Origin of the sequence: Pseudomonas sp. UBA1879, from assembly GCF_002338065.1 — a bacterium.
Classification (GTDB): domain Bacteria; phylum Pseudomonadota; class Gammaproteobacteria; order Pseudomonadales; family Pseudomonadaceae; genus Aquipseudomonas.
In genome coordinates this window covers 541,916-565,143 of record NZ_DDHJ01000018.1, presented here as the reverse complement: position 1 = coordinate 565,143, position 23,228 = coordinate 541,916, and the positions used below count along the sequence as shown (strand labels likewise).

Genomic DNA, 23,228 nt, shown 5'->3' with positions numbered 1-23,228 from the left:
ACAGTTGGCTCACTCCTACAGAGGAACGCTTGTTTATTGTAGGAGTGAGCTTGCTCGCGATGGCGATGTACGAAGCGCCATCGAAACACCAAGAACCCCAAGCACCACCTTTTATCCGATCCCGAGTTGACGACGCCCCCCACTTTGGTGTTTCCTGAAACCGGTTTCAGAGCATCGCACGCTCGTTATAAATGCCTGCTGATAAATCCAATAAGGGTCAGGCCGTGAACAGTATTCCGACACCGACGCGTGCCCGCGTCACTATGAATGACGTGGCCGACATGGCCGGCGTCTCCAAAGCCAGCGTCTCGCGCTTCATCGGCGATGATCGGCAGTTGCTGTCCGAGGCCATCGCCCGGCGCATTCAACACGCCATCGACACCCTCGGTTACCGCCCCAACCAGATGGCCCGCGGCTTGAAACGCGGCCGCACACGCCTGATCGGCATGCTGGTGGCTGACATTCGCAACCCCTATTCCATTGCCGTCATGCACGGCGTCGAAACCGCTTGCCGCAAGCACGGCTATAGCCTGGTGGTGTGCAACACCGACCGCGACGACGAACAGGAACGCCTGCACCTTGCCGCCCTGCGTTCGTACAACATCGAAGGCCTGATCGTGAACACACTCGGCCATCACCTTGAAGAATTGCGTGCACTGCACACTGAATTGCCGATGGTGCTGGTGGACCGCAAGGTCGATCAACTGCCGAGCGATCTGGTTGGTCTGAATAACGTCGATGCGGTACGCCAGGCGCTGGATCACCTGCAGACAGCCGGTTATCGCGACATTCTGATGGTCACCGAACCCCAGGACGGCACCAGTTCGCGGGTCGAACGAGTCGATGCGTTCAAGACAAGTCTTGCCCAACGCAGCAGCTTCCGTGGCCAGGTCTGTGAAACCGGCCCGGCCCTGCGCGATCACCTGCGCGCTTTTCTCGACGATCAGGGTCATGGCCCGAAAGCGCTGTTCACTGGCAATGGCGTGGCGACTCTCGCCACGACCCGTCAGCTGCACGAACTGGGCTGCCACCTGTTCGACGACATAGGTTTGATCGCCCTCGACGAACTGGATTGGTACCCGTTGGTCGGCAGCGGTATCACCGCCCTCGCCCAACCGACCCACGACATTGGCGTCACGGCGTTCGAGTGCCTGCTCAATCGCCTGCGCGGCGACCAGCAGCCAGCACGGCTGTATGATTTTCCGGCTCAGTTGATCGTGCGCGGGTCGACCCGCCCGCGATCCTGACGTCCATTTTCGACAAGGCAGACCTGCCGCCTGTCTGTTTGAAGAACTTCTGCCAATACCTTTGCTCGAACAAAAATGAAACCGGTTTCAGAGGACAACAATAATGAACCGATTCCCCGTTGCCATCAGCCTGGGCGCCTTTGGTGCCGATCTCGTTCGCGAACGAGGCCAGGCCAGTTTTATCCCCCTCCTGGTCGAGGCTGGCGTCACTCGCATTGAACTGCGTGAAGAGCTGTTCACAGGCCGAGAAGACCTCGCGGCCCTCGGCGAAGCCATTCGCTCCCAAGGGCTGGAATGCCTGTATTCGGCGCCGCTGGAAGTGTGGCTCGAAGGCCAAAATGCGCCCAACCCAGAGCTAGAGCCGACCTTGCTGCGGGCGACGGCTTGCGGCGCGCCATGGCTGAAAGTCTCATTGGGCCATCTGACTGAAGACAGCGACGTGGCGGCACTGGCCGAGCGTCTGGCGCGTTACGACGTGCACCTGCTGGTGGAAAACGACCAGACCCCGCAAGGCGGCCGCCTGGAACCCCTCGTCCAGTTCTTTGCCCGGATCGACGCGCTGCAAATGCCCATCGGCATGACCTTCGACATCGGCAACTGGCTATGGCAGGGGCAATCGGCCACCGCTGCCGCCCGGAAACTGGGGCGCTACGTCGAATACGTGCACTGCAAGGCGGTGTCCCGCAACGCGGCGGGCAAGCTGGTCGCCGTGCCGCCGCGCCAGGCTGACCTACACCTTTGGGAGCAGATGCTCACGCACATGCCGGTGGGGCTGCCACGGGCCATCGAATTCCCGCTGCGAGGCGACGATCTGCTGGCCGTCACCCGCACCCATGTTGAGGCCCTTGCCCGACTGGGCCAGCAGCACGTGAACCTTTCGGCGGAGGCCCTGAGCCATGTCTGAGATCGACATCCTCTCCTTCGGCGAAACCATGACCATGCTGGTGGCCGAGCAGGCTGGCGATCTTGCCGCCGTTCGCCACTTCGAAAAACGCATCGCGGGCGCCGACAGCAACGTCGCCATCGGCCTGTCGCGGCTGGGCTTCAACGTGGCGTGGCTGAGCCGTGTAGGCAACGACTCGATGGGCCGCTTCGTGACTGAAAGTCTGCGCCAGGAGGGCGTCGATTGCCGCTACGTCGCTGTCGACGCGGCGCACCCCACCGGCTTTCAGTTCAAGTCGCTGGAGCAGGACGGTGCCGACCCGGTGGTCGAGTATTTCAGGCGCGGTTCGGCGGCCAGTCATCTGTCCGTCAGCGATATCGCCCCCGAATTGCTCAGCGCGCGGCATTTGCACGTCACTGGCATTCCGGCGGCGTTGTCCGACAGCTGCCGCGAACTCTCTCGCACACTGATGATCCAGATGCGTGGCGCGGGGCGCAGCGTGTCGTTCGACCCTAACCTCCGGCCCTCGCTCTGGTCGAGTCAGGCCGAGATGATTCGTGAAGTCAACCACCTCGCCAGCCTCGCTCACTGGGTCATGCCGGGCATGGCCGAGGGCGAATTGCTGACCGGCCACGACACCCCGGCAGACATCGCGCAGTTCTACCTCGACAAGGGCGTGGAGGCGGTGGTGATCAAACTCGGTGCCAAAGGCGCGTATTACCGCACACAGTTGAATGAAGCCTTTGTGCCCGGCGTCCCGGTGGCGCGGGTGATCGACACGGTCGGTGCTGGCGATGGCTTTGCGGTCGGCGTGATCAGCGCGTTGCTGGAAAACCTCGACTTCACCCAAGCCACGGCCCGGGGCAACTGGATCGGCGCTCAAGCGGTGCAGAGCCGAGGTGACATGGAAGGCCTGCCGGACCGCGCGGCGCTGCAAGCCGCCCACGCCGCACTGCCCCCACGGCGAGAAACCGCCTGATCTGAACCACTGATCCAATCTGCACCGCCGTCCCATCACCTGCTGCGACAAGAACAATATCCTCAGGGAGCCCGACATGGAAAAGCTACTCGACACCGTGAAACACGCAGGCCTCAAACGCCGTTGGCTGCTGATCATGCCGATCGTGTTCATCACTTACAGCCTGGCCTATCTCGACCGCGCCAATTACGGTTTCGCCGCCGCCTCGGGCATGGCCGAAGACCTGCACATCACCCCCGGCATGTCATCGTTGCTGGGGGCGCTGTTCTTCCTCGGTTACTTCTTCTTTCAAGTGCCGGGGGCGATCTACGCGCAGAAGAAGAGCGTGAAAAAGCTGATCTTCGTCAGCCTGATCCTCTGGGGCGGCCTGGCAACCCTGACCGGTATCGTCTCCAACGCCTACATGCTGATCGGGATTCGCTTCATGCTCGGCGTGGTGGAAGCCGCGGTCATGCCGGCGATGCTGGTGTACCTCTGCTACTGGTTCACCAAGGCGGAGCGTTCACGGGCCAACACCGTGCTGATCCTCGGCAACCCGGTGACCATGCTGTGGATGTCGGTGGTGTCGGGCTATCTGGTCGCGCACTTCAGCTGGCGCTGGATGTTCATCGTCGAAGGCCTGCCTGCGGTGATCTGGGCTTTCATCTGGTGGCGCCTGGTGGACGAACGTCCGGCCCAGGCCCAGTGGCTGACCGCTGAGGAAAAGACCGAACTGCAAGCGCGGCTCGATGCCGAGCAAGTCGGCATCAAGCCTGTCAAGAATTACGCCGAAGCCTTCCGCTCGCCCAAAGTGTTGCTGCTGGCCGCGCAATACTTCTGCTGGAGCATCGGCGTGTATGGCTTCGTGTTGTGGCTGCCGACCATCATCAAGAAAGGCATGCAGATGGACATGGTCGAGGCCGGTTGGCTCTCGGCCCTGCCCTATCTGGCCGCTGTGATCGGCATGGTCGTGGTCTCGTGGGCCTCGGACAAGACTCAGAAACGCAAGCTGTTCGTCTGGCCGCCGCTGCTGCTGGCCGCGGTGGCGTTCTATGGCTCCTATGCGCTGGGCACCGAGCATTTCTGGTGGTCGTACTCGCTGCTGGTGATTGCCGGGGCCTGCATGTACGCGCCTTACGGCCCGTTTTTCGCCATCGTTCCGGAGATTCTCCCGGCCAACGTTGCGGGCGGCGCCATGGCACTGATCAACAGCCTTGGCGCACTCGGGTCATTTGCGGGTTCGTATCTGGTCGGCTATCTGAACGGCGTGACCGGTACGCTGAGTGCTTCGTATCTGTTCATGAGCGGCGCGTTGCTGGTGTCGGTGGTGCTGACCTTGCTGCTGAGGCCGGATACGACGGTAAAGCCCGTGCACGATGAGACCACGGTTCGTCGTGCGGCTGCGCATCCATAACCGCATCGCAACCTCGTGGGAGCTGGCGTGCTGGCGAAAGCGGTATGTCAGTCACCTGACTGGGTATCTGCGATACCGCCTTCGCCAGCAAGCCGGCTCCCACGGATACGATGTCGGTCGCAGATTTTATGACCTATGCATCACCCCTTTGGGGGCCATCCTGATGAGGGCCGTGGTCGGGAGAACGCGGAGTGTCAAGTCATTCAGGTATCACTGACCCACCGCCTTCGCCAGCAAGCCGGCTCCCGTGGATACGATGTCGGTCGCAGGTTTTATGACCTATGCATGACCCCTGTGGGAGCCGGCTTGCTGGCGAATGCGGTTTGCCCGCAGCCATAGAATCTCCCACAGAATGCTGCGTCAGATCACAAACCGCGTCACCATCGCTTTCAAATCCACCGCCAGACGCGACAGTTCGTGACTGGCCGCGCTGGTCTGATTCGCACCTGCTGCGGTTTGAGCCGCCAGGTCACGGATGTTGACGAGGTTGCGGTCCACTTCCCGGGACACCTGCGCCTGTTCTTCCGACGCGCTGGCGATCACCAGATTGCGTTCGTTGATCTGGGCGATGGCCTCGGTAATGAGCTCCAGCGCGTCCCCTGCCGCACTGGCGAGACTCAAGGTGCTGCGGGTGCTGTCGGTGTTGCGCGACATCGACTGCACCGCGTCGCCGGTGCGGGATTGAATACCGGCCACCATCTGCTCGATTTCCGTGGTCGATTGCGCGGTTCGATGGGCCAGTGCGCGCACTTCGTCTGCCACCACCGCGAACCCGCGTCCTGCCTCCCCGGCTCGCGCCGCCTCGATGGCCGCGTTGAGCGCCAGCAGGTTGGTCTGTTCCGCAATGGAGCGGATCACGTCCAGTACCTTGCCGATGTCGCGGCCCTGCTCCGCCAGCCCTTCGACCAGACCGGTGGTGGCTTGGATCTGCTGGGTCATGTCCTGAATCGACTTGACTGTTTCGACCACCCGATCACGGCCCTGAAGCGCCGTCTGGTTGGACTGCTGTGAGGCTTCCGAGGTGGACACCGCGTTGCGCGCCACTTCCTCCACCGCTGCCGTCATCTCGTTCACCGCCGTGGCGGCCTGCTCAATCTCATTGTTCTGCTGTTGCAGACCCCGTGAGGATTCCTCGGTCACCGCGCTCAACTCTTCGGCGGCGGACGCTAACTGCGTGGCCGAACCCGAGATCAGCTCGATGGTTTTGCGCAGGTGCTGCTGCATGGCCGCCAACGACTTCAACAATTGCGTCGCTTCATCCTTGCCGTCGATCTCGATCGGTCGGGTGAGATCCCCACCGGCGATCTCTTCTGCCACACGAACCGCTCTGGACAGCGGATTAACGATACTTTTAGTCAGCAACCATGCCAATAAAACGGTCAGCAATACTGCCACGACCGATACCGAGATAACCCCGACATTGGCACCGTCATATTGCTCTTTGGAGACCACTGCCGCCGCCGTGGCGCCGGCTTTATTGATGGCGATAAGTTGGTTGATCTGCGTGCCCATCAGATCAGTGGCGTCTTTCATGCGCGTGTTGATCAAGTTGCGCATGTCATCGATCTTTTCCTGACGCGAGAGCTCTAGCACTTGGCTTTGCACGTCCAGGAAAGTTGTCAGCGTTGCCTCGAATTGATGAAACACTGACAACTCTTCGCCTTCGGCCGGCAACGCCGCGTAGTTCTTCTTCGCGTCCTGCAACTTGCCGATCAGTTCGGCAATGCGGCCATCGGTTTCACGCAAGGCCGCTGGCTCGCGATTGACCAGCGTGCGGAACGAGGTGATTCGCAAACGCAGGGTGTTTTCCAGCATGTTGCCCAGATAACCCACGCTTGGCAGTTGGTTAGACTCCATGTCTATCGTCGCTTGCCGGATCACGGCCATGCGGTTGAGGGAGAAAAAGCCCAGACCGATCACCAGAACCGCGATGAAGGCGAACCCCAAAAATGCGCGTGGCGCGATGTTCATGCTTCTTATGGACATGGGATGTCTCTCTATAAAGTGCGACGAAGTGCATCCCTGCCACGATCTGGCATTCGATCCATGACCGCCATGGCAACAGACAGTGATGAACGAATGCTCTTTTAATATTTTTAAGCCCCTGATCTTCTATCGGCCGCACTTGAACTTTTATTCAGGACTCTTGGAAATATTTTTTAGCCCTGCTGCTTTTCAGGATCCAAAGGTACTGAGTTAAGCGGCTGTAATAACTGACGGTCGCTGTCAGGCTCAGTAATACTGGCAATAGGTTAATAGTTTGACGTTATAAAAATGACACGTTGAACATATTAAAGCTCCAAATGAGCGTTAACAGTACATGGCAATAGGCCTTATTTCTAAAAACTTATAACGAGAGCTTAAAAATAACAGCAAGTTATAAAGGGATATGATGCGTCTGCGAACGCGCAAAATAACGGCGATGTAGGATTTTTTTCTCATCACTGTAAGAACTCGGTGCTACCTTTACCTGACTTCCAATCTGCGAATCCGGCTTCGACGGACGCAGAGCACAACAAAGCGGTGCTGTGCATGAGCACACGCGCCGTAACGACTCCGAAGCCGGATGCCAGACACTTAATTCCCTGCCCTGCGGAGCTTTGGCATTGCTCGATTGAACGAGGTGGGCCCCATGAATAAAGTCACGTTCCCCAACGCCTGTCAGCTGATGCGCTGGCATTTCCATCCCGTCGGCTTCGAGGCCACCATGGACGCGCCCAGTAGCATGGTCGCCCGCCTGTTCGACCGCGCCAGTGGCGAAACAGTGATCGCGATTGCTGGGATCCCCTGTGCAACGGTGATGAATGCCATGGACGTGGAGCGCATCATCGAAGCGATCGAACTCGAGCTGGAAACCTTCGTGCCGCAGCAGACGCTTTATTTGCATCAGGCTTAATCCCGGCCGCTAGCTGTCATGACCAACCGGAAGTCCGCGTGCTGGCGAAAGCGTTGGTTCAGATACGCATGAGTTGACAGGCCCTCCGCATTCGCCAGCAAGCCGGCTCCCACGGGGGGCGGGTATCACTCACAACTGCGCGTCGACATTGACCTCCCCGCGCTGATCGTCGAAGAACGTTTTGTCCCCGGCCACCCGGGACGAGGCGCTTGAGGTGCCTGTCTCATCGTTCCCCGTGGCGTCGATGAACCAATAGCAATGCCGCACCGCCCGGGTGATTGCCACGTAGGCCAGGCGCAGGACCTCGTCTTTCTGGGCGTTATCGAACGCGTCCAGATCGCCTTCGCGGCCCAACCCGGCCAACTGATACACCTGATTCTTGTAGGGCGACTGGGTCAAGTGCTGACAATCGCCGAGCAGAAACACCGCGTCCGCCTGCAAGCCCTTGGCGCTGTGGTAGGTGAGCTGCTTGAGGCGCCGTTCATGGGGCGGTAGCGCGTAATCGGCATTGGCCAACGTTTGCAACGCTTCAGGCAATTTCGCCCGCTCGCTGCCCTTCCGGTACAGCAGCAGCACCGAATCCCCGGCGTTGTAGTGCTCGATCAGGCTCCGGACGAGCCGATCATCGTCGCGGTCCAGCACCGTGACCGGCAACAAGGCCTGTTCCGCCCCGCTCGCCCGGGCCTTCTTGCCACTGATAGCGGGAGCCGCGCGAACGATGTGCTCGGCGGCATCGATGATGTGCTGATGACTGCGGAAGTTGTCGCTGAGCATGACCCTGGTGGTCGAGGGCGACGAAAACTCTTTGGGAAACTCCATGAAAAACTTCGGCGAGCTGCCGCGCCAGCCATAAATCGATTGCCAATCGTCGCCCACGCACAACAGGGACGACCGTTGCGCGGCACGGCCCCTGTGCAGCGTCACGCCCCGCCTGCGCACCTCGCGAAGACTGGCGCGAATCCACGAGACGATCTGCGGCGAGACGTCCTGAAACTCGTCGATCATCAAGTGCGAGAGCGGACGCAGGCCGTCGTCGCTGACCAGCGTCAGGTTCTCGGGGGACTTTTCGCCAAACAGCGAAAACATGCGGTTGTAGGTCATCACCGGCGGGGTCTGTTCCAGCAGATGATCCTCAAAGGCTTTCCAGAACAGGCTCAAGGCCTCGAAGAAGAATCGGTCCGGGTCGTCGCTGGAGAAATGCATCTGGGCGACGGCGTCCGGGACGTCCAGCCCCAGGTTCTCGATGAAACCGGCGGCTGCGACGAAGCAATCGAGCAAAGGCGCAGCGCTCAGTTCTCCCTTGACCTTGTACTCGAAGCCCGGCCCCGCCACCGCTGCGCCGGACAGCGACTGCAACATGCCCCGCGCGGCGTCGTAGTTTTCCAGCCAGATCACCGGCTTGCGGCAGAACGCCTGAAACAGCGTGCGCTTGATCACCCACTCGGCCCACACCGGCAGCTTGGCGTCAGGCCGACGCAGATGCTGGTCTTCGCTGGGGTCGAACCCCAGCACGATCCAGGCATCCAGCTCGGCCGCATAGCCGTGCACATGAAAGGTCAGACCGCTGACTTCCACCGTCTGGCGCATCGGCTCGACGCCCTGAATCGGCCATGCGCCCTTACGGATCCACAGGTCTTCGATGACATCGCACAGTTCTTCATCGCGCTTGGATGACAGGCCCATGACCGTGATGCGTTTCTGCACGTCCGGGTGGTCGCGATCCAGTTCCTTGAGCTGCAACGAATGCCGGTACAGCGGCGCCATGACCTCGCGAAAACGCGGGTTGGCGGCGTACAGGTCGCGGTAGCACAGGTTCATCTGCTGCCGTTGCGCGTCGTTGATGCGCAGGTCGAACGGATTGCTGTCCTCGCCGTCGTCGAGGCGTTTGCCGAACAGGTCCGTGTTTTGGCTGCTGAGGTTCTCGAACGCTTGCACCTGCTCGAAGCCTGGCAGGCTGCGCACCAGCGGCAGAATCCGCGAGTGAAAGGTGCGGACCACGTCGCGGGCCCCGCGCAACGACAGGTCATGGCCCCACAAGGCCATGACCTCCATGAGTTTGTTGATGAAGTCCTTGCGCGATTCACGGGTGAAAGTCACCACGGTCATCGCATCGAGCTCGAAGCCCAGGTAGTGGTGCAGCAGCACGACGCGCAACACCAGCGACGTCGACTTGCCTGCCCCTGCGCCTGCGATGACGTAGGTGGACGGCGTGTCGCTGAAGATCATTTTCCATTGCGCCGCGGTCGGCTGGGCATGCGTGGGCAGCTTTTCGGCGACATCGGCCTTGATACGTTTCTTCAGTTCGGCGTTCAACGGCAGGCGCCAGTCATCGAATAGGTGATCGTCGACTTTCGGCCCGCGATGCTCCAAAGGCCGCGTGTCACGAATCACCAGCACCCGCCGCCCCTCTTCGATACCGTCCAGATGCCCCTCGGCGTAGCCCTCGTTCATGCCCTCGGCGTGGCCGTTGAGAAAGCCATCGGCGTGTCCTTGTCGCCAGGACGGCACATGCTGTGCCTGCAAACGCGACAGGCTCCCGCCAACCAGGCGCGCCAGCAGGCGTTTGAAGAATGGCAGACGATCGGGTGTGGTCAGGTCGGGAGGCAGTTCGTGGGGTGGCTCGGCGGGGAAATCGTGCGACACGCGGGCTCCGGCTATCAACGTTTGAAAATAGGCGCCTATGGTCGCCCCATTCGTCTCCAAGCTCCAGCGAAATGCTTTGCGGTCAGGGGGTTAGCCGATCAACTGCACAAAGAAGACGAGCGTCAGCATTGAAGAGCTATCGAATATCTGAATAGTTATTACGCAAAACTTACGCTTTTTATCGATATGAATTTGGCGGATCATCACTCCATCGACTAACAGCGGTGCCCCCTTCAACGGCCCGGCCCTGCTAACTGAGGAACTGATCATGCTGCAATTGAGACCCTTCACATCACTCGGCGGCGCCGACCACGGCTGGCTAAACGCCCATCATCATTTTTCGTTCGCCAACTACTACGATCCGGCGCGCATGAGCTGGGGCCAGTTGCGGGTGTGGAACGACGACGTGATCGAGGCCGGGACGGGCTTCCCACGCCACCCGCACCGCGACATGGAAATCATCACCTATGTCCGTGAAGGCGCGATCACCCACGAAGACAGCCTCGGCAACCGCGGTCGTACTGAAGCGGGCGATGTGCAAGTGATGAGCGCCGGGACCGGTGTGGCCCACAGCGAGTACAACCTGGAGTCGAAAGAGACGCGGATTTTCCAGATCTGGATCATGCCGGATGAGGTCGGTGCGCCACCGTCCTGGGGCGCCAAACCGTTTCCGAAGGGCAACCGCGAAGGCTTCGTGACGCTGGCCAGTGGCAAAGCGGACGATGACATCGAGCTGCGGATTCGGGCGAATGCACGCTTGGTCGCCGCCAATCTTAAAGCAGGCGAAACAGCGGAATACGCGCTGGACGAAGGACGCCGGGCCTACCTGGTGCCCGCCACCGGCAGCATCGACGTCAACGGCCTGCGGGCTCAGGCGCGGGATGGCGTGGCGGTCGAGCAAGAGCGCGTGTTGCGGGTAACCGCCATTGAAGACAGCGAAATTGTGCTGGTGGATGTGGCTTGATATCGCGATGAAACGCTGAAACGCAAACGCCCCGGTTTCGTGAGGAACCGGGGCGTTTTTTTGTCACAGCATTATCAGTCTGGGTTGTCTTTCGCCGATCCTGTAGGAGACGCCGGAGGGACGACGGCAGCGAAGCGGTAGGTCAGTGAACGAGCGTTCTTCTGACACGCCGCTCTCGCTGCCATTGTCACCTTCGGCGTTTTCCACGGAAACGGCGACGCATCACCGCGCCGCCACCGGGCGACATTCGGACTTACTTCGGCGCGATCGCCGAATCCACCAACACCTGCGCCTCGGCGACCAGACGCTTCAGGTGGTCCTCCCCCTTGAAGCTCTCGGCGTAGATCTTGTAGATGTCTTCAGTGCCGGACGGCCGTGCGGCGAACCAGCCGTTTTCGGTCATGACCTTCAAACCGCCAATCGCCTGGCCATTGCCTGGCGCCTTGCTGAGAATCTGTTCGATCTTTTCTCCGGCCAGCTCGGTGGAGGTCACTTGCTCCGGCGACAGTTTGCTCAGCAGCGCTTTCTGTTCGAAATTCGCCTTGGCTTCGACGCGGGTGGACACCGGCTCGCCCAGCTCATCGGTCAGCGCCTTGTACATCTCGCTCGGGTCACGACCCTCGCGCGCGCGGATTTCGGCCGCCAACAGCGCCGGGATCAGACCATCCTTGTCGGTGGTCCAGACGCTGCCGTCGCGGCGCAGGAACGAGGCCCCAGCACTCTCCTCGCCACCAAAACCCAGCGAGCCTTCGTACAGGCCCTCGGCGAAGAATTTGAAACCCACCGGCACCTCGTACAAGCGGCGACCCAGGCGCTGCGTCACACGGTCGATCATGCCGCTGCTGACCACGGTCTTGCCAACGGCCGCGTCGGCGCGCCATTCCGGGCGGTTCTGGAACAGGTAATCGATGGACACCGCCAGATAATTGTTCGGCGCCAGCAGGCCGCCGGTGGGGGTGACGATGCCGTGGCGATCATGGTCCGGGTCGCAGGCGAAGGCCACCTGGAACCGATCCTTGAGGCCGATGAGGCTCTGCATCGCGAAGTTGGACGACGGGTCCATGCGGATCTTGCCGTCCCAGTCCACGCTCATGAAGCGGAACGTCGGGTCGACGAATGTATTCACCACTTCAAGGTTCAGGCCGTAATGCTCGCCAATGGCCGACCAGTAACGCACGCCGGCGCCACCCAGTGGATCGACGCCTAGTTGCAGATTCGCGCCGCGAATGGCGTCCATGTCGATGACGTTTTTCAGGTCCGCGACATAGGTGTTGACGTAGTCATGGCGATGCGTGTTTTCAGCGCGCAGAGCCTTTTCATGACTCATGCGGCTCACGCCGACGATTTTCTCGGCGAGCAGTTCGTTGGCTTTGGTTTCGATCCACTTGGTGATGTGCGAATCGGCCGGCCCGCCATTGGTGGGGTTGTACTTGAAGCCGCCGCTTTCCGGCGGGTTGTGCGACGGGGTGATCACGATGCCGTCAGCCAGGCCGGATGTGCGGCCTTTGTTGTAGCAAATGATGGCGTGGGAGACCGCGGGGGTCGGCGTGTACTCGTCGCCTTCAGAAATCATCACATTGACGCCGTTGGCGGCCAGCACTTCCAGCGCCGAAGCGGCGGCGGGCGTGGACAGCGCGTGGGTGTCAGCGCCGAGGAACAGCGGACCGTCGATGCCGTTGGCCTGACGATACAGGCAGATCGCCTGGCTGATGGCCAGAACGTGCCACTCGTTGAAGCTCAGGTCGAACGAGCTGCCTCGGTGACCGGATGTGCCGAAGGACACGCGTTGAGTGGGAACCGAAGCGTCCGGCTGACCGGTGTAATACGCCGTCACCAGACGGGGAAGATCGACCAGCAATTCCGCAGGCGCCTGTTTGCCTGCGAATGGACTGATGCTCATGGGAAACCTCCGTGGATGAAAATCGTAGAAAAAGAAAAGACGGGTCGGAAAAGATAAAAATGCCGGACACTCGGCAGTTTACTGGCAGTTGGACCGCCATGCTCGGCTATCGATCCGTAAACACCTGACTCATTTGCGGGCGTCTTCCTACAGCTGCCACCACGCTGGCAGGAGCTGCTGAATCTTGCGCTCGGCGAACCGATCGTCGATCAGCATCACCACCCCGCGATCCTCCTGACCGCGGATCACCCGCCCCGCCGCCTGAACGACTTTCTGCACGCCGGGATAGAGGTAGGTGTAATCGTAACCCGCACCGAACAGCAGGCTCATGCGCTGTTTGAGTTGTTCATTGATGGGGTTGATCTGCGCCAGGCCCAGGGTGGCGATGAACGCGCCGATCAGCCGCGCACCGGGCAAATCGATCCCCTCACCGAAGGCCCCGCCCAGCACCGCGAAGCCGATGCCCTGGCTGTCGAGCGTGAAGCGGTCGAGGAAGGCCTGCCGATCCCCTTCAGCCATGCCCCGGGACTGCTGCCACATGGGGATCCCTGGATGGCGGGCGCTCATCAATTCCGCCACCTGCTGCAGGTAATCGAAGCTGCTGAAGAACGCCAGGTAGTTGCCGGGGCGGGCTTGAAACTGCTCGGCCATCAACCCGACGATGGGCGCCAGCGATGCCTGGCGGTGGGTATAGCGGGTCGAGATGCGACTGACAATGTGCACGTCCAGCTGCGCCCGCTGAAACGGCGACTCGACATCGACCCACGCCGTGGTTTCCGGCAAGCCCAACAGATCGCGGTAGAAATGCCGGGGATTGAGCGTGGCCGAGAACAGCACCGTGCTGCGCGCTGCGGTCAGCCGTGGACGAATGAATTCGGCCGGGACGACGTTGCGCAGGGTCAGCTTCGACAGTGCCTTACTGCCCCTCGCTTCGCGCTTGCTGATGTCGAACAGGTAATGCTCGCCGAACAGTTCGGCAATCCGCCCGAACTGAATCGCCTCGAAATAGAAGCTTTGCAATTCGCCGCTGGCCGCGTGGGGATGGTCATTGAAGTAATCGCCGAACGCGGCGACGCACAGGCTGAGCGCGGTGAGGAATTTGCCGGGAGTGGCGGCATAGGCCTGGTACGGCGCGACTTGGTCCTTGTGCAGGGCGTTCCACTCGCGATTGAGCCGCTGCAGGGATTTTTTCAGGGCTTCCGGAGCGCCCTGCCGGACCTGATTCAAGACGAATTGGTCGAGGCCCGCGCTGTACATCTGCCGCGCGCGTTCGACCATGTTATGTGCCTCGTCCACCAGCACCGCGACGCGCCACTGGTTGAACTGGCAGAGCCCGAACAGCAAGGCGTTGAGGTCGAAATAATAGTTGTAGTCGGCGATGACCACGTCCGCCCAGCGCGCCATTTCCTGGCTCAAGTAATAGGGGCATACCTCGTGCCGCAAGGCCACGTCGCGCAAGCCGGCCTGATCCAGCCACCGATGGGCAACGGCTTCGCTGCGCGCGGCAGGCAGCCGATCGTAAAACCCTTTGGCCAGCGGGCAGGAATCGCCATTGCAGGCGTTGGTCGGGAATTCGCAGGCCTTGTCCCGCGCGACCATTTCCAGCACTCGCAAATCCAGCTCGGGGGCGCTGCGGCCGATCACGCTGAGCGCATCCAGCGCCAGTTTGCGGCCGGGGGTCTTGGCGGTGAGAAAAAACACCTTGTCGAGCTTCTGGGTGGGCGCCGCCTTGAGCATCGGGAACACCGTGCCGATGGTCTTGCCGATGCCCGTCGGCGCCTGGGCCATCAGGCAGCGCCCGGTGCTGACCGCCTTGTACACCGACTCCGCCAGCACGCGCTGCCCCGCACGGAACGCGCCGTGGGGGAATTTGAGCGCTGCAAGCGCCTGGTTTCGCTCGTGAACATGGGTGATTTCCTGCCGTGCCCAGTGCAGAAAAATCTGACACTGCGCCTCGAAGAAGACCTTAAGTTCATCAGCGCTGTGCCGTTCGCGAATCAGGGTTTCCTGCTCGTTGACGATGTTGAAATACACCAGCGCAATGGTCACCTCGGACAGCTTCAACTGCTGACAGATCAACCAGCCATAGACCTTGGCCTGCGCCCAATGCAGTTGTCGATGGTTGGCCGGCATCTTGTCGAGATCGCCGCGGTAGGTCTTCACTTCTTCCAATTGATTGAGCGCAGCGTCGTAGCCGTCCGCCCGCCCCCGCACCGTCAAAGCGTGGTAGGTACCGGACAGAGGAACTTCGGATTGATAGTCCGGGCCGCGGCGAGACGCCACCGCGCGATGCCCGGCAATGCCTTCCTGCGCCGTGGGCGACGGGGTGAAACGCAAGTCGAGGTCCCCGACCTTGGCCGTGAACTCGCACAACGCCCGCACCGCGATGGCATAGCCGTGGTGCGGATCGACCGCCGACTGCACAGGCGCGGACGGCGATGCATCCGGGGCGGCACCGACAGCGGGTTCGAGGGAGAGGATGGCGGTCACGGGAGGATGGCAACGGGCAGTCTGAATACTGGACGGGCATACAGATAGCAGGTGCGCGGTGGGTCTGGCAAACGGAAATGGATCGGCGGCGTCCTTGACCAGAGCAACGCCGCGCCCCTGAATGTTCGCTACGAATGCCCTACCCCAAACGCTCCTGCACCAACGCATTCCTGACATGCACGAGCATCGACTCGATGTTCTGGCTCCAGTCCGCCGCGCCGCTCAGACACAGGCTCTGTTGGTGCAGCCCGCGCACGCTGAACAGCTCGCCCGGGGCGATGACGATGCGTTGTTCCAACAGACGCTCGAATACTCGCCCCATGTCCACCCGGTGCTTGCTCTCCAGCCAGATCGTCGCGCCGCCCTGAGGCCGTTCGAAGGTCACGTCGTCGCCGAGAAAGTCGTCGATCAGCAGCGCGAGGTGGTCGACCCGTTGTTGCAGGCAGGTGCGCAGCCCGTGCAGATGCTTGTCCAGTTGCCCGGAGCTGTACAGCCGGGCGATGGCCTTCTGCCGGAGCGGCGGCAGGCGGAACGAACGTAGCAACAGCTGCTGATGCCACAGTTCCCGTGAGTGGCGGGTCAGCAGGTAACCAAAGGGCGCTTCCAGGCCAATGGTCTTGTCGAAGGAGCCGACGATCAACAACCGTTGGGGATCGATCAAGTCCCGCAACGGCGTGAACTGCGGGTCGAAACACAGACCGCCCTGACTGTCGTTCTCCAAGACCCACACACCTTGACGATTCAACACCTCGGCCACCCGGAGCCGTTGCTCGGGCGCCATGATGCGGCCACGCACGGTGTCCATACGCGAAGACAGAAGCGCCATTTTCACATCACTGTGACGCAGCAGACCTTCCAGCTCATTCAGGTCGATACGCCCTTCGACGTCCGTGCACAACTCGATCACCCGGATGCCGAAGGATTGCAGCGTGCGCAGGATGTTCCAGCCACAGGGCGACTCGACCAACACCGCACAGTCCCGCAGTCGCAGGGCCTCGAGCACGGTTCTCAGCACGCCAGTCTTGTCCGGACCGATGAACACGTTGTCCGGGTGCCAGCAATGTTCGGCAGATGAGGTGTAATACGCGGCCAGTGCCGTGCGCAGTTCGATGTCGCCGAAGGGCTGATAGCGCGGGTCGGACTGACTCGGGTACTGACGCATCAAGTCGCGTTCCAGACTCAGCAGCGTGGCGTCCAGCGATTGCAGCAGCGTGGGCTCGTCGGCGCCAAACACGAACATGTCAGCACGGCGGGTGCCGGCCTGAAAACGCGTCAGCAGGTCCACACCCTCGCAATGGATATCGTTGCAAGGCTGGGGCAGTGCGTAATAGCCGGATTTGGGCACCGCGCAGATGCGGCCTTCCTTTTCCAGTAATGCATAGGCGTTCTGAACGGTAGAAATCGACACTCGAAGTCGTCGGGCCAGCAGGCGCAGGGACGGCAGCTTGACGGCAGGCCCTTCTGGCAATTCATGGGTCAGTTTCGACAGGTAGCGATAGACCATCTGGTAGGCAAAGTCGCTTTTGTGGTTATTCATCGGACACACCCCATCCATGCGCAAGGCGCAGGGTCAATGAAAAGAAACACACGCGGCGGCCGACAGGCGCTTTACCGCGTGCCATCAGGCACTCAGCGGCCGGAGATCCGCTCCGCCACCGGTTCGCCCGTGACCGGATCGACGGTCATGACCCAGGCTTTGTCCGGGTCACTGGCCCGTACGCGGGCGATGATCGAGCGGTCATCGGTGAAGTCCACCCGAGACCGGGCATAGAGGTTTTGCAAGCCTTGCAGGCTCAAGCCGCTGACGTCGACCAGCCATTGAACCACTTGGTCGGGCGCAGACTGGCCGGCCAACGCTTTGTGCAAGTCGGATTGCGCCACCAACATGCCGGGGTGGCAGCCGCGCAGAAACGCTTCCAGCCGCGCCCCTGCATCCACGAAAGGCGCGAACAGCAGGCAGACCAGTTGCGTCTCATTGAGGCCGAACGCTTCTTGCGCATAACCACTGGCCAGCGCTCGCCTCGCCTCGATTTTTTCCGGATCGTCGTAAGCAGCCAGCGCCTGCTGGATCAGGCGTTTGGGCATGCGTCTGCGGCGCATCAGTCCGGCGGCGAGTTCCAGGTATTCGGCGATGCCGTCAGCGTAGTCCCGCCCTTGAACGAACTGCGCCATGAGCCCACGCATGTGCGCCATCAGCAATGGATTCGCGCAATCTGATTCGCTGAAACTGAACGCCAGGTCGTCGAACCGGAACCCTAGAAAATCCGTGAGCAAGGCCCAGTGTTCTTCGGTTCTGAAACCGATCAGATCGGTGACAGGAAGAAACGCGGGTCCAGTGCTCGGGTCGGGATAACCCTGAGGCCGCAGCATGAAGTCCGTGGGCATCGATTCCTCACCGTACAGCTCGCGGTAATAGACCCGACCGACACTGTCAATGGTACTGAGAGCGCGACTGAAGCCCAGCGTGTGCCAATGCTCGAGGGTGTGTCCATTGCGCCGCGCCAGACGAGTGATCCAGGTGGCGTACTGCTTTTGCTCCTTGAGGGATTCGCCGCAGATCACGGCGCTGACGCCCTCCCCCCAACTGGCCGCACGCCCGAGGAAATCGCCCATTGCGAGGTAGCAGGCGTTACAGAAGGTGGTCCGGGCATCGCCTGCCGTCAGATGGCCGCCAAGCAACATGTCCGCGCGGTTCTGCTCGCGTCCGGCGGTGGAAAACGGCAGGTCCGGCTCGAACGTCTGGATGTACTGATGATCGACCACCAGCAGCTCCACCCGGGGATCATCATGTAAAAACAGCGCCGAATAACACCGGTGAATATTGTCCATGACCGCCGAGGTCATTCCTGCGTGGCGCATGTTGGCCACGCGCAGCTGGAACGTGGCCGGCGAGCGACCGGCAATACTCAGTTGAGCGGCGCGGAGCATCGCCAAGGTATACGCACTGTCCTTGCCGCCGCTGAAGGCTACCAGGACGCGCCAGTTGGCAATTTGTTCAATCCCGCCGGCGGCCACGATCAAGCGTTGTATCAATAATTGCAGTGCAGTTCTTTCGGCCCGATTGAAATAACTCAACAAGCGCTGCAGCACTTGTTGGTAAACATAGTTCATGGCCTGTTCGTGAATGGAACTCATAACGTCGATACCTGAAAGACTCGGTCCAGCGATAACATCACAACTTTCCATGAGGTCAGACCAGCATGAAAAACAGAATACCCAGCAGCGTCAGAGGGCAGCAAGCCTCTGCGATGAGCGTGGTTGGCGGGCGATAGGCCCTTCACAATAGGGTTCGGAAAGGCCGTGATCGGCTTGGACAAGCATCAGGCGTCGAGTCTGGAGCCGGCGCATCGAAAAGTGTGACATGCCTCATTCCTTGAGTTGTAGTGACCCCGCTATTATCAATGTCTCGTTTGTATTTACAAGATACAGATACCCGTGAGAATACTGGCCAGATATAAACGCCCAGTACTCACTGACACGTATGTGTTTATGAAGCGTTCACCTTATAACAATGACAGGCTCTAACCAGCGGCATCCCTGCTCTAAACACGTCGTTCAATTAAATAATGCTTATAAACAAAAAAGCCTTCCAGATCACATCAGGAAGGCTTTGTCGGATGCAGCATGGCCGGTAAAACCGCAGCGGCGCCTTAAAACGGCGACCGAGACCTCTACCTCGACGCTTGGCCACAGCGTCGATCATTCACTGTGCGCGATGAATTGCGCTCAGGCAGGTTCGACTTCAACGACTACACGCCCGCCGATAGGGCAACTGTCCATCAGACGGTGGGCTTCGACCAGTTGGTCGAAAGGAAAGACCTTGGTGATCTGCGGCACCAGAACCCGGTCAGCGGTCAGTTGATTGATGTCGCGCAGCGCACGTTTGACGGACTCCTCATCCTGAGCAATGCCCAATTCAGGCTTGCCGGTGAAGTTACCTACACAATGCACAAAGAACTGAATGTTTTTCTGGAACGCGGCACAGGCCGGGAAAGGCGTTTGATTGCCACCCTGCAGGCCATAAAGAATCAGGCTGCCGCGGGGGGCCAGCACGTCACCCAGCATGGACATCTGCGGACCGCCCAGACCGTCCAGCACGATATCGACGCCACGGTTGTCCGTGTATTTGTTGATCGCCATGAGCAGGTCCTGCTCTTCGGTGTTGACGACTTTGTCCGCACCCAGCTTCAACAAGTACTCACGGCACGACTCGGTCTTGGTCGCGGCAATGACCTTGATCCCCAATGCCTTGCCCAATTGCAGGAACGCGGGCCCAGCACAGTGGCTGGCGTCGGTGACCAACGCAGTCTGGCCGGATTTGGCACGAGCCAGATCGACGAAGGCAAAGTAGGCCATCAACAGCGGCGTGTAATGCACGGCCGCCTCGTTGGGCGTCAGGATATCGGGGTAACGGGTAACGGAATTGGCCGGCAATGTAATCAGCTCGCCATATACCGGGTGTACGTTCGGGTCTGCCGACGGAAAGCTGGCCACCTTGTCGCCCACTTTCAACTCAGCCACACCGTCGCCGACGGCGGTAATCACGCCGGCCATTTCGGAACCCAGACCGGCAGGCAACCGCGCCTGAGAGGAAGCAAGATTTTGTCGCCACAGCACGTCGTACCAGGTAACGCCGATTGCCTGGACGCGCACCTGCACCTCGCCGGGAGCAGGCAACGCGACGGGCAGCTCTTCTACCTTGAGCACCTCGGCCGGGCCAAACTGATGAAAACGGATCGTGCGGGACATTTCGAACCTCGCCTTATGAACCTTGATGCCATGAACTCTATCCGGGCGCTGCCGGTAACACTATCAGTGGCTATTAATAGTCGACATGCCTGTCATCGATTCTGTTGTTGAAAGGCGGCCATTAGATAACCATCGAATGCTCACGTATTCAAGGCGGACATTGTTCTTTTCTCACCCGTACATTGCAACCCGAAGCGCGACTTCCGGATGAACGTCAGCCGCATTGGCGCGAATGTCGACCTCGTCGGGCCTTCATCGTACCCATGCACTTAACGCTTGGGCTCGCCCCCTTGGCCAAGGTTCCGGGCAAATTATCGATGGCCGTGATGCCTAACACGTTTGTATGCTTGCGCACGCATTAAACCCTGATCAGAATCAGCATCATTCCGTAACATCCGTTCCCGAGCTCAACACTGGCATAGATCCCCTGGCCGTTCACAATCGACCAACGTCCCTGAGACCCCCGTCATGAATCGCAACGACCTGCGTCGCGTCGACCTCAATCTGCTCATCGTGTTCGAAACCCTTATGCACGAACGCAGCGTGACCCGTGCAGCGGAAAAGCTGTTTCTCGGTCAGCCTGCGATCAGTGCCGCCTTGTCCCGCCTGCGGGGGCTGTTCGACGACCCGTTGTTCGTCCGCACCGGCCGCAGCATGGAGCCCACCGCGCGGGCCGTGGAAATCTTTGGTCTGTTGTCCCCTGCGCTGGACTCCATTTCCACCGCCGTCAGCCGCGCCGCTGATTTCGACCCTGCCACTAGCACCGCCGTGTTCCGCATCGGCCTGTCCGACGACGTCGAATTCGCGCTGCTGCCGTCGCTGCTCAAACGCCTGCGTTCCGAAGCGCCGGGCATCGTGCTCGTTGTGCGCCGGACCAACTACATCCTCATGCCGTCGCTGCTGTCGTCCGGGGAAATCTCCATCGGTGTCAGCTACACCGACGACCTGCCGGCGAATGCCAAACGCAAGATCCTGCGTCGCAGCAAACCCAAGCTGCTCCGCGCTGATTCCATGCCCGGACCTATCTCGCTCGACGACTTCTGCGCGCGACCTCATGCCCTGGTGTCGTTCGCAGGCGATTTGGGTGGTTTCATCGACGAGTATCTGGAGAAGATCGGCCGCAAACGACACGTGGTGTTGGCGGTGCCGCAATTCAATGGATTGGCCACCCTGATCTCGGGCACAGACATCGTCGCCACCGTGCCCGACTACACCGCTGCAGTGTTGACCGCGGCGGGTGGCGTCCGGGCCGAAGAAGTGCCCATCGAATCCCGCACCTTCGAGCTGCACATGGCCTGGCGCGGCTCACAGGACAACGACCCTGGCGAGCGTTGGCTGCGGTCGCGGATTCAGATGTTCTTTGGCGACCCCGATAGCCTTTAACCCTGTTTGCTCCCCAATTCGCTTACCGACGCAACCGAATACTCTCGCCGATCCCGTGCTGACTCATCTGCCGCGCAGCAGCGGTCATTGCATTGGCGTGTCGCTGCTGCGCCAACCCTTCGAACTGCTCCCCGACATGCACACGCAATCGATCAGGGCGGGCGCGGGCCCCGGCGCGAGCGCCGCTTGCTTGGCAGGACTCAGCATGGCCGCCCGGTCGATTGTCAGTGCCTCGCCCATGACGTCCCTCTGGTGATCGTCCTTCGGGTCTCTGCAGAAGGTCACGTCCTTGGCGGGCAAGGGTTCACGGGCGGTTATCACGCGAACCCCGTCCCAGAGCCTTTGTAACCGGAAATATCATTACCACTGATATTTACCTTCGCCGTATTCGATTCGTGCAATAGAACCCCCGAGAACAGAATCCGCCCATCTCAATAACATCGGCGGATTTTCCCATGGTTCAGTCACTTACTCCTTTGCGCTATCCCCTTGCCGCGTTGGCACTGGTGGTGCTCAGCGCATGCGGCAAAGGCCCTGAGACGGCGGCCCAGGCCCCGGCCGCGGCGAAGGTCAATGTGGCCAAGGTCCTCGAACAACCCGTCAACGAATGGGACGAGGTCACTGCACGCCTGGAAGCCCCGGAAACCGTACAGGTTCGCCCTCGCGTATCGGGTCAGATCGACTCGGTGGCGTTCACCGATGGCGATCTGGTGAAGAAGGGTGATCTGTTGTTCCAGATTGACCCTCGCCCGTTCGAGGCCGAGGTGCATCGCCTGGAAGCCCAACTGCAACAGGCCAAGGCCGCATCGGTTCGCAGCAACAACGAAGCCCAACGTGGCGAGCGTCTGCGCACCAACAATGCGATCTCCGCTGAACTGGCAGACTCGCGGACCACCACCGCACAGGAATCCAAAGCCGCCGTGGCAGCCATCCAGGCCCAGCTCGATCTGGCGAAACTGAACCTGAGCTTTACCCGCGTGACCGCGCCGATCACCGGTCGCGTCAGCCGCGCGGAAATCACCGCCGGCAACATCGTCACCGCCGATCAGAGCATCCTCACCAGCCTCGTTTCGACGGACAAGGTGTACGCCTATTTCGACGCGGACGAGCGCGTGTTCCTGAAGTACAACCAACTGGCCCGCGACGGCAAACGCGGCGCGACCAGCCCGGTGTACATGGGCTTGTCCAATGAGGCGGAAAACCCGCATCTGGGCCAGATGAACTTCGTCGACAACCAGGTAAACCCGCGCACCGGTACCATCCGTGGCCGCGCCGTGTTCGACAACAGCAAGGGCGAATATACCCCTGGCCTGTATGCCCGACTCAAGCTGGTCGGCAGCGGTACCTACACCGCCATGCTGATCAAGGACGATGCCGTGGGCACCGACCTGGGCAAGAAATTCGTGCTGGTGGTCGACAAGGACAACAAAGCCACGTACCGCAACGTCGACCTGGGCCCGAAACTCGAAGGCCTGCGCATCGTGCGCAGCGGTTTGCAGAAAGACGACCGCATCGTGGTCAGCGGCCTGCAGCGCGTGCGTCCGGGCTCGCCCATCGATCCGCAAGACACCCCGATGGCCAGCGCCGAAACGCTCGCTGCTCTGCAACAACAGCGTCAGGCACTTGATGCCAGCAACCAGCCGAAGGCCCAGTCGAAACTGGATGCCAAAGTTGCCACTGCTACGCCACGCGGTTAAGGGA

At 60.7% G+C, this 23,228-nt stretch carries 16 protein-coding genes and 1 pseudogene; 8 read left to right on the top strand and 9 right to left on the bottom strand.

What is annotated here, in order from left to right; all coding sequences use genetic code 11:
• The first annotated feature begins 263 nt into the window (after positions 1-263).
• From B3N48_RS22810 to B3N48_RS22795, 4 genes are all read left to right on the top strand, one after another.
• Positions 264-1,247, top strand: a complete 984-nt coding sequence (locus B3N48_RS22810; protein WP_296187590.1) for a LacI family DNA-binding transcriptional regulator — start codon at positions 264-266, stop codon at positions 1,245-1,247.
• Positions 1,248-1,350: 103 nt separating this feature from the next.
• Positions 1,351-2,151 (top strand): sugar phosphate isomerase/epimerase family protein, encoded by an 801-nt coding sequence (locus tag B3N48_RS22805; protein WP_296187562.1) that lies wholly within the window; start codon positions 1,351-1,353, stop codon positions 2,149-2,151.
• Positions 2,144-3,109 (top strand): sugar kinase, encoded by a 966-nt coding sequence (locus B3N48_RS22800; protein WP_296187560.1) that lies wholly within the window; start codon positions 2,144-2,146, stop codon positions 3,107-3,109. Before B3N48_RS22805 ends, B3N48_RS22800 begins: the two co-directional genes overlap by 8 nt.
• A 76-nt stretch (positions 3,110-3,185) precedes the next feature.
• On the top strand, positions 3,186-4,502 hold the full coding sequence (locus B3N48_RS22795) for an MFS transporter (protein WP_296187559.1): 1,317 nt from the start codon (positions 3,186-3,188) through the stop codon (positions 4,500-4,502).
• Between the two features lie 360 nt (positions 4,503-4,862).
• Here B3N48_RS22795 and B3N48_RS26990 read toward each other — a convergent pair whose 3' ends face one another.
• Both B3N48_RS26990 and B3N48_RS26985 read right to left on the bottom strand, forming a co-directional pair.
• Complete coding sequence (locus B3N48_RS26990) at positions 4,863-5,726, bottom strand: methyl-accepting chemotaxis protein (protein WP_414704274.1); 864 nt, start codon at positions 5,724-5,726, stop codon at positions 4,863-4,865.
• Positions 5,721-6,473: pseudogene (locus B3N48_RS26985) on the bottom strand (MCP four helix bundle domain-containing protein); the annotation flags it as partial. The gene B3N48_RS26990 and the pseudogene B3N48_RS26985, both read right to left, overlap by 6 nt.
• A 643-nt stretch (positions 6,474-7,116) precedes the next feature.
• Here B3N48_RS26985 and B3N48_RS22785 point away from each other — a divergent pair.
• A complete protein-coding gene (locus B3N48_RS22785) occupies positions 7,117-7,398 on the top strand; it encodes a DUF1652 domain-containing protein (protein WP_296187556.1) in 282 nt (93 codons plus the stop codon).
• Between the two features lie 129 nt (positions 7,399-7,527).
• Here B3N48_RS22785 and B3N48_RS22780 read toward each other — a convergent pair whose 3' ends face one another.
• On the bottom strand, positions 7,528-9,849 hold the full coding sequence (locus tag B3N48_RS22780; RefSeq protein ID WP_414704273.1) for a UvrD-helicase domain-containing protein: 2,322 nt from the start codon (positions 9,847-9,849) through the stop codon (positions 7,528-7,530).
• A gap of 460 nt (positions 9,850-10,309) precedes the next feature.
• On the opposite strand from B3N48_RS22780, the gene B3N48_RS22775 reads away from it, so the two are divergent.
• Entirely contained in the window at positions 10,310-11,005 is a 696-nt protein-coding gene (locus B3N48_RS22775; RefSeq protein WP_296187554.1) for a pirin family protein, read from the top strand.
• Positions 11,006-11,258: 253 nt separating this feature from the next.
• Here B3N48_RS22775 and pgm read toward each other — a convergent pair whose 3' ends face one another.
• The 5 genes from pgm to B3N48_RS22750 all read right to left on the bottom strand — a co-directional run bounded on the left by pgm (position 11,259) and on the right by B3N48_RS22750 (position 20,144).
• Complete coding sequence (gene pgm, locus B3N48_RS22770) at positions 11,259-12,905, bottom strand: phosphoglucomutase (alpha-D-glucose-1,6-bisphosphate-dependent) (RefSeq protein WP_296187552.1); 1,647 nt, start codon at positions 12,903-12,905, stop codon at positions 11,259-11,261.
• A 147-nt stretch (positions 12,906-13,052) separates the two neighbouring features.
• A complete protein-coding gene (locus B3N48_RS22765; RefSeq protein WP_296187589.1) occupies positions 13,053-15,329 on the bottom strand; it encodes an ATP-dependent DNA helicase in 2,277 nt (758 codons plus the stop codon).
• Positions 15,330-15,534: 205 nt separating this feature from the next.
• Entirely contained in the window at positions 15,535-16,932 is a 1,398-nt protein-coding gene (locus tag B3N48_RS22760; protein WP_296187551.1) for a PLP-dependent aminotransferase family protein, read from the bottom strand.
• Positions 16,933-17,024: 92 nt separating this feature from the next.
• Positions 17,025-18,530, bottom strand: coding sequence for a hypothetical protein (locus B3N48_RS22755; RefSeq protein ID WP_296187549.1), 1,506 nt, complete (start codon positions 18,528-18,530; stop codon positions 17,025-17,027).
• Positions 18,531-19,121: 591 nt separating this feature from the next.
• Positions 19,122-20,144 carry a zinc-dependent alcohol dehydrogenase family protein gene (locus B3N48_RS22750; RefSeq protein WP_296187548.1) on the bottom strand — a complete coding sequence of 341 codons (1,023 nt, stop codon included), beginning with the start codon at positions 20,142-20,144 and terminating at the stop codon, positions 19,122-19,124.
• Between the two features lie 468 nt (positions 20,145-20,612).
• On the opposite strand from B3N48_RS22750, the gene B3N48_RS22745 reads away from it, so the two are divergent.
• Positions 20,613-21,527: a LysR family transcriptional regulator gene (locus B3N48_RS22745; protein ID WP_296187546.1), complete on the top strand. Its 915-nt coding sequence runs from the start codon at positions 20,613-20,615 to the stop codon at positions 21,525-21,527.
• Positions 21,528-21,611: 84 nt separating this feature from the next.
• Here B3N48_RS22745 and B3N48_RS22740 read toward each other — a convergent pair whose 3' ends face one another.
• A complete protein-coding gene (locus B3N48_RS22740) occupies positions 21,612-21,848 on the bottom strand; it encodes a hypothetical protein (protein ID WP_296187544.1) in 237 nt (78 codons plus the stop codon).
• A gap of 134 nt (positions 21,849-21,982) precedes the next feature.
• Here B3N48_RS22740 and mexE point away from each other — a divergent pair, with 134 nt between their 5' ends.
• Positions 21,983-23,224: a multidrug efflux RND transporter periplasmic adaptor subunit MexE gene (mexE, locus tag B3N48_RS22735; protein ID WP_296187543.1), complete on the top strand. Its 1,242-nt coding sequence runs from the start codon at positions 21,983-21,985 to the stop codon at positions 23,222-23,224.
• Positions 23,225-23,228 lie beyond the last annotated feature (4 nt).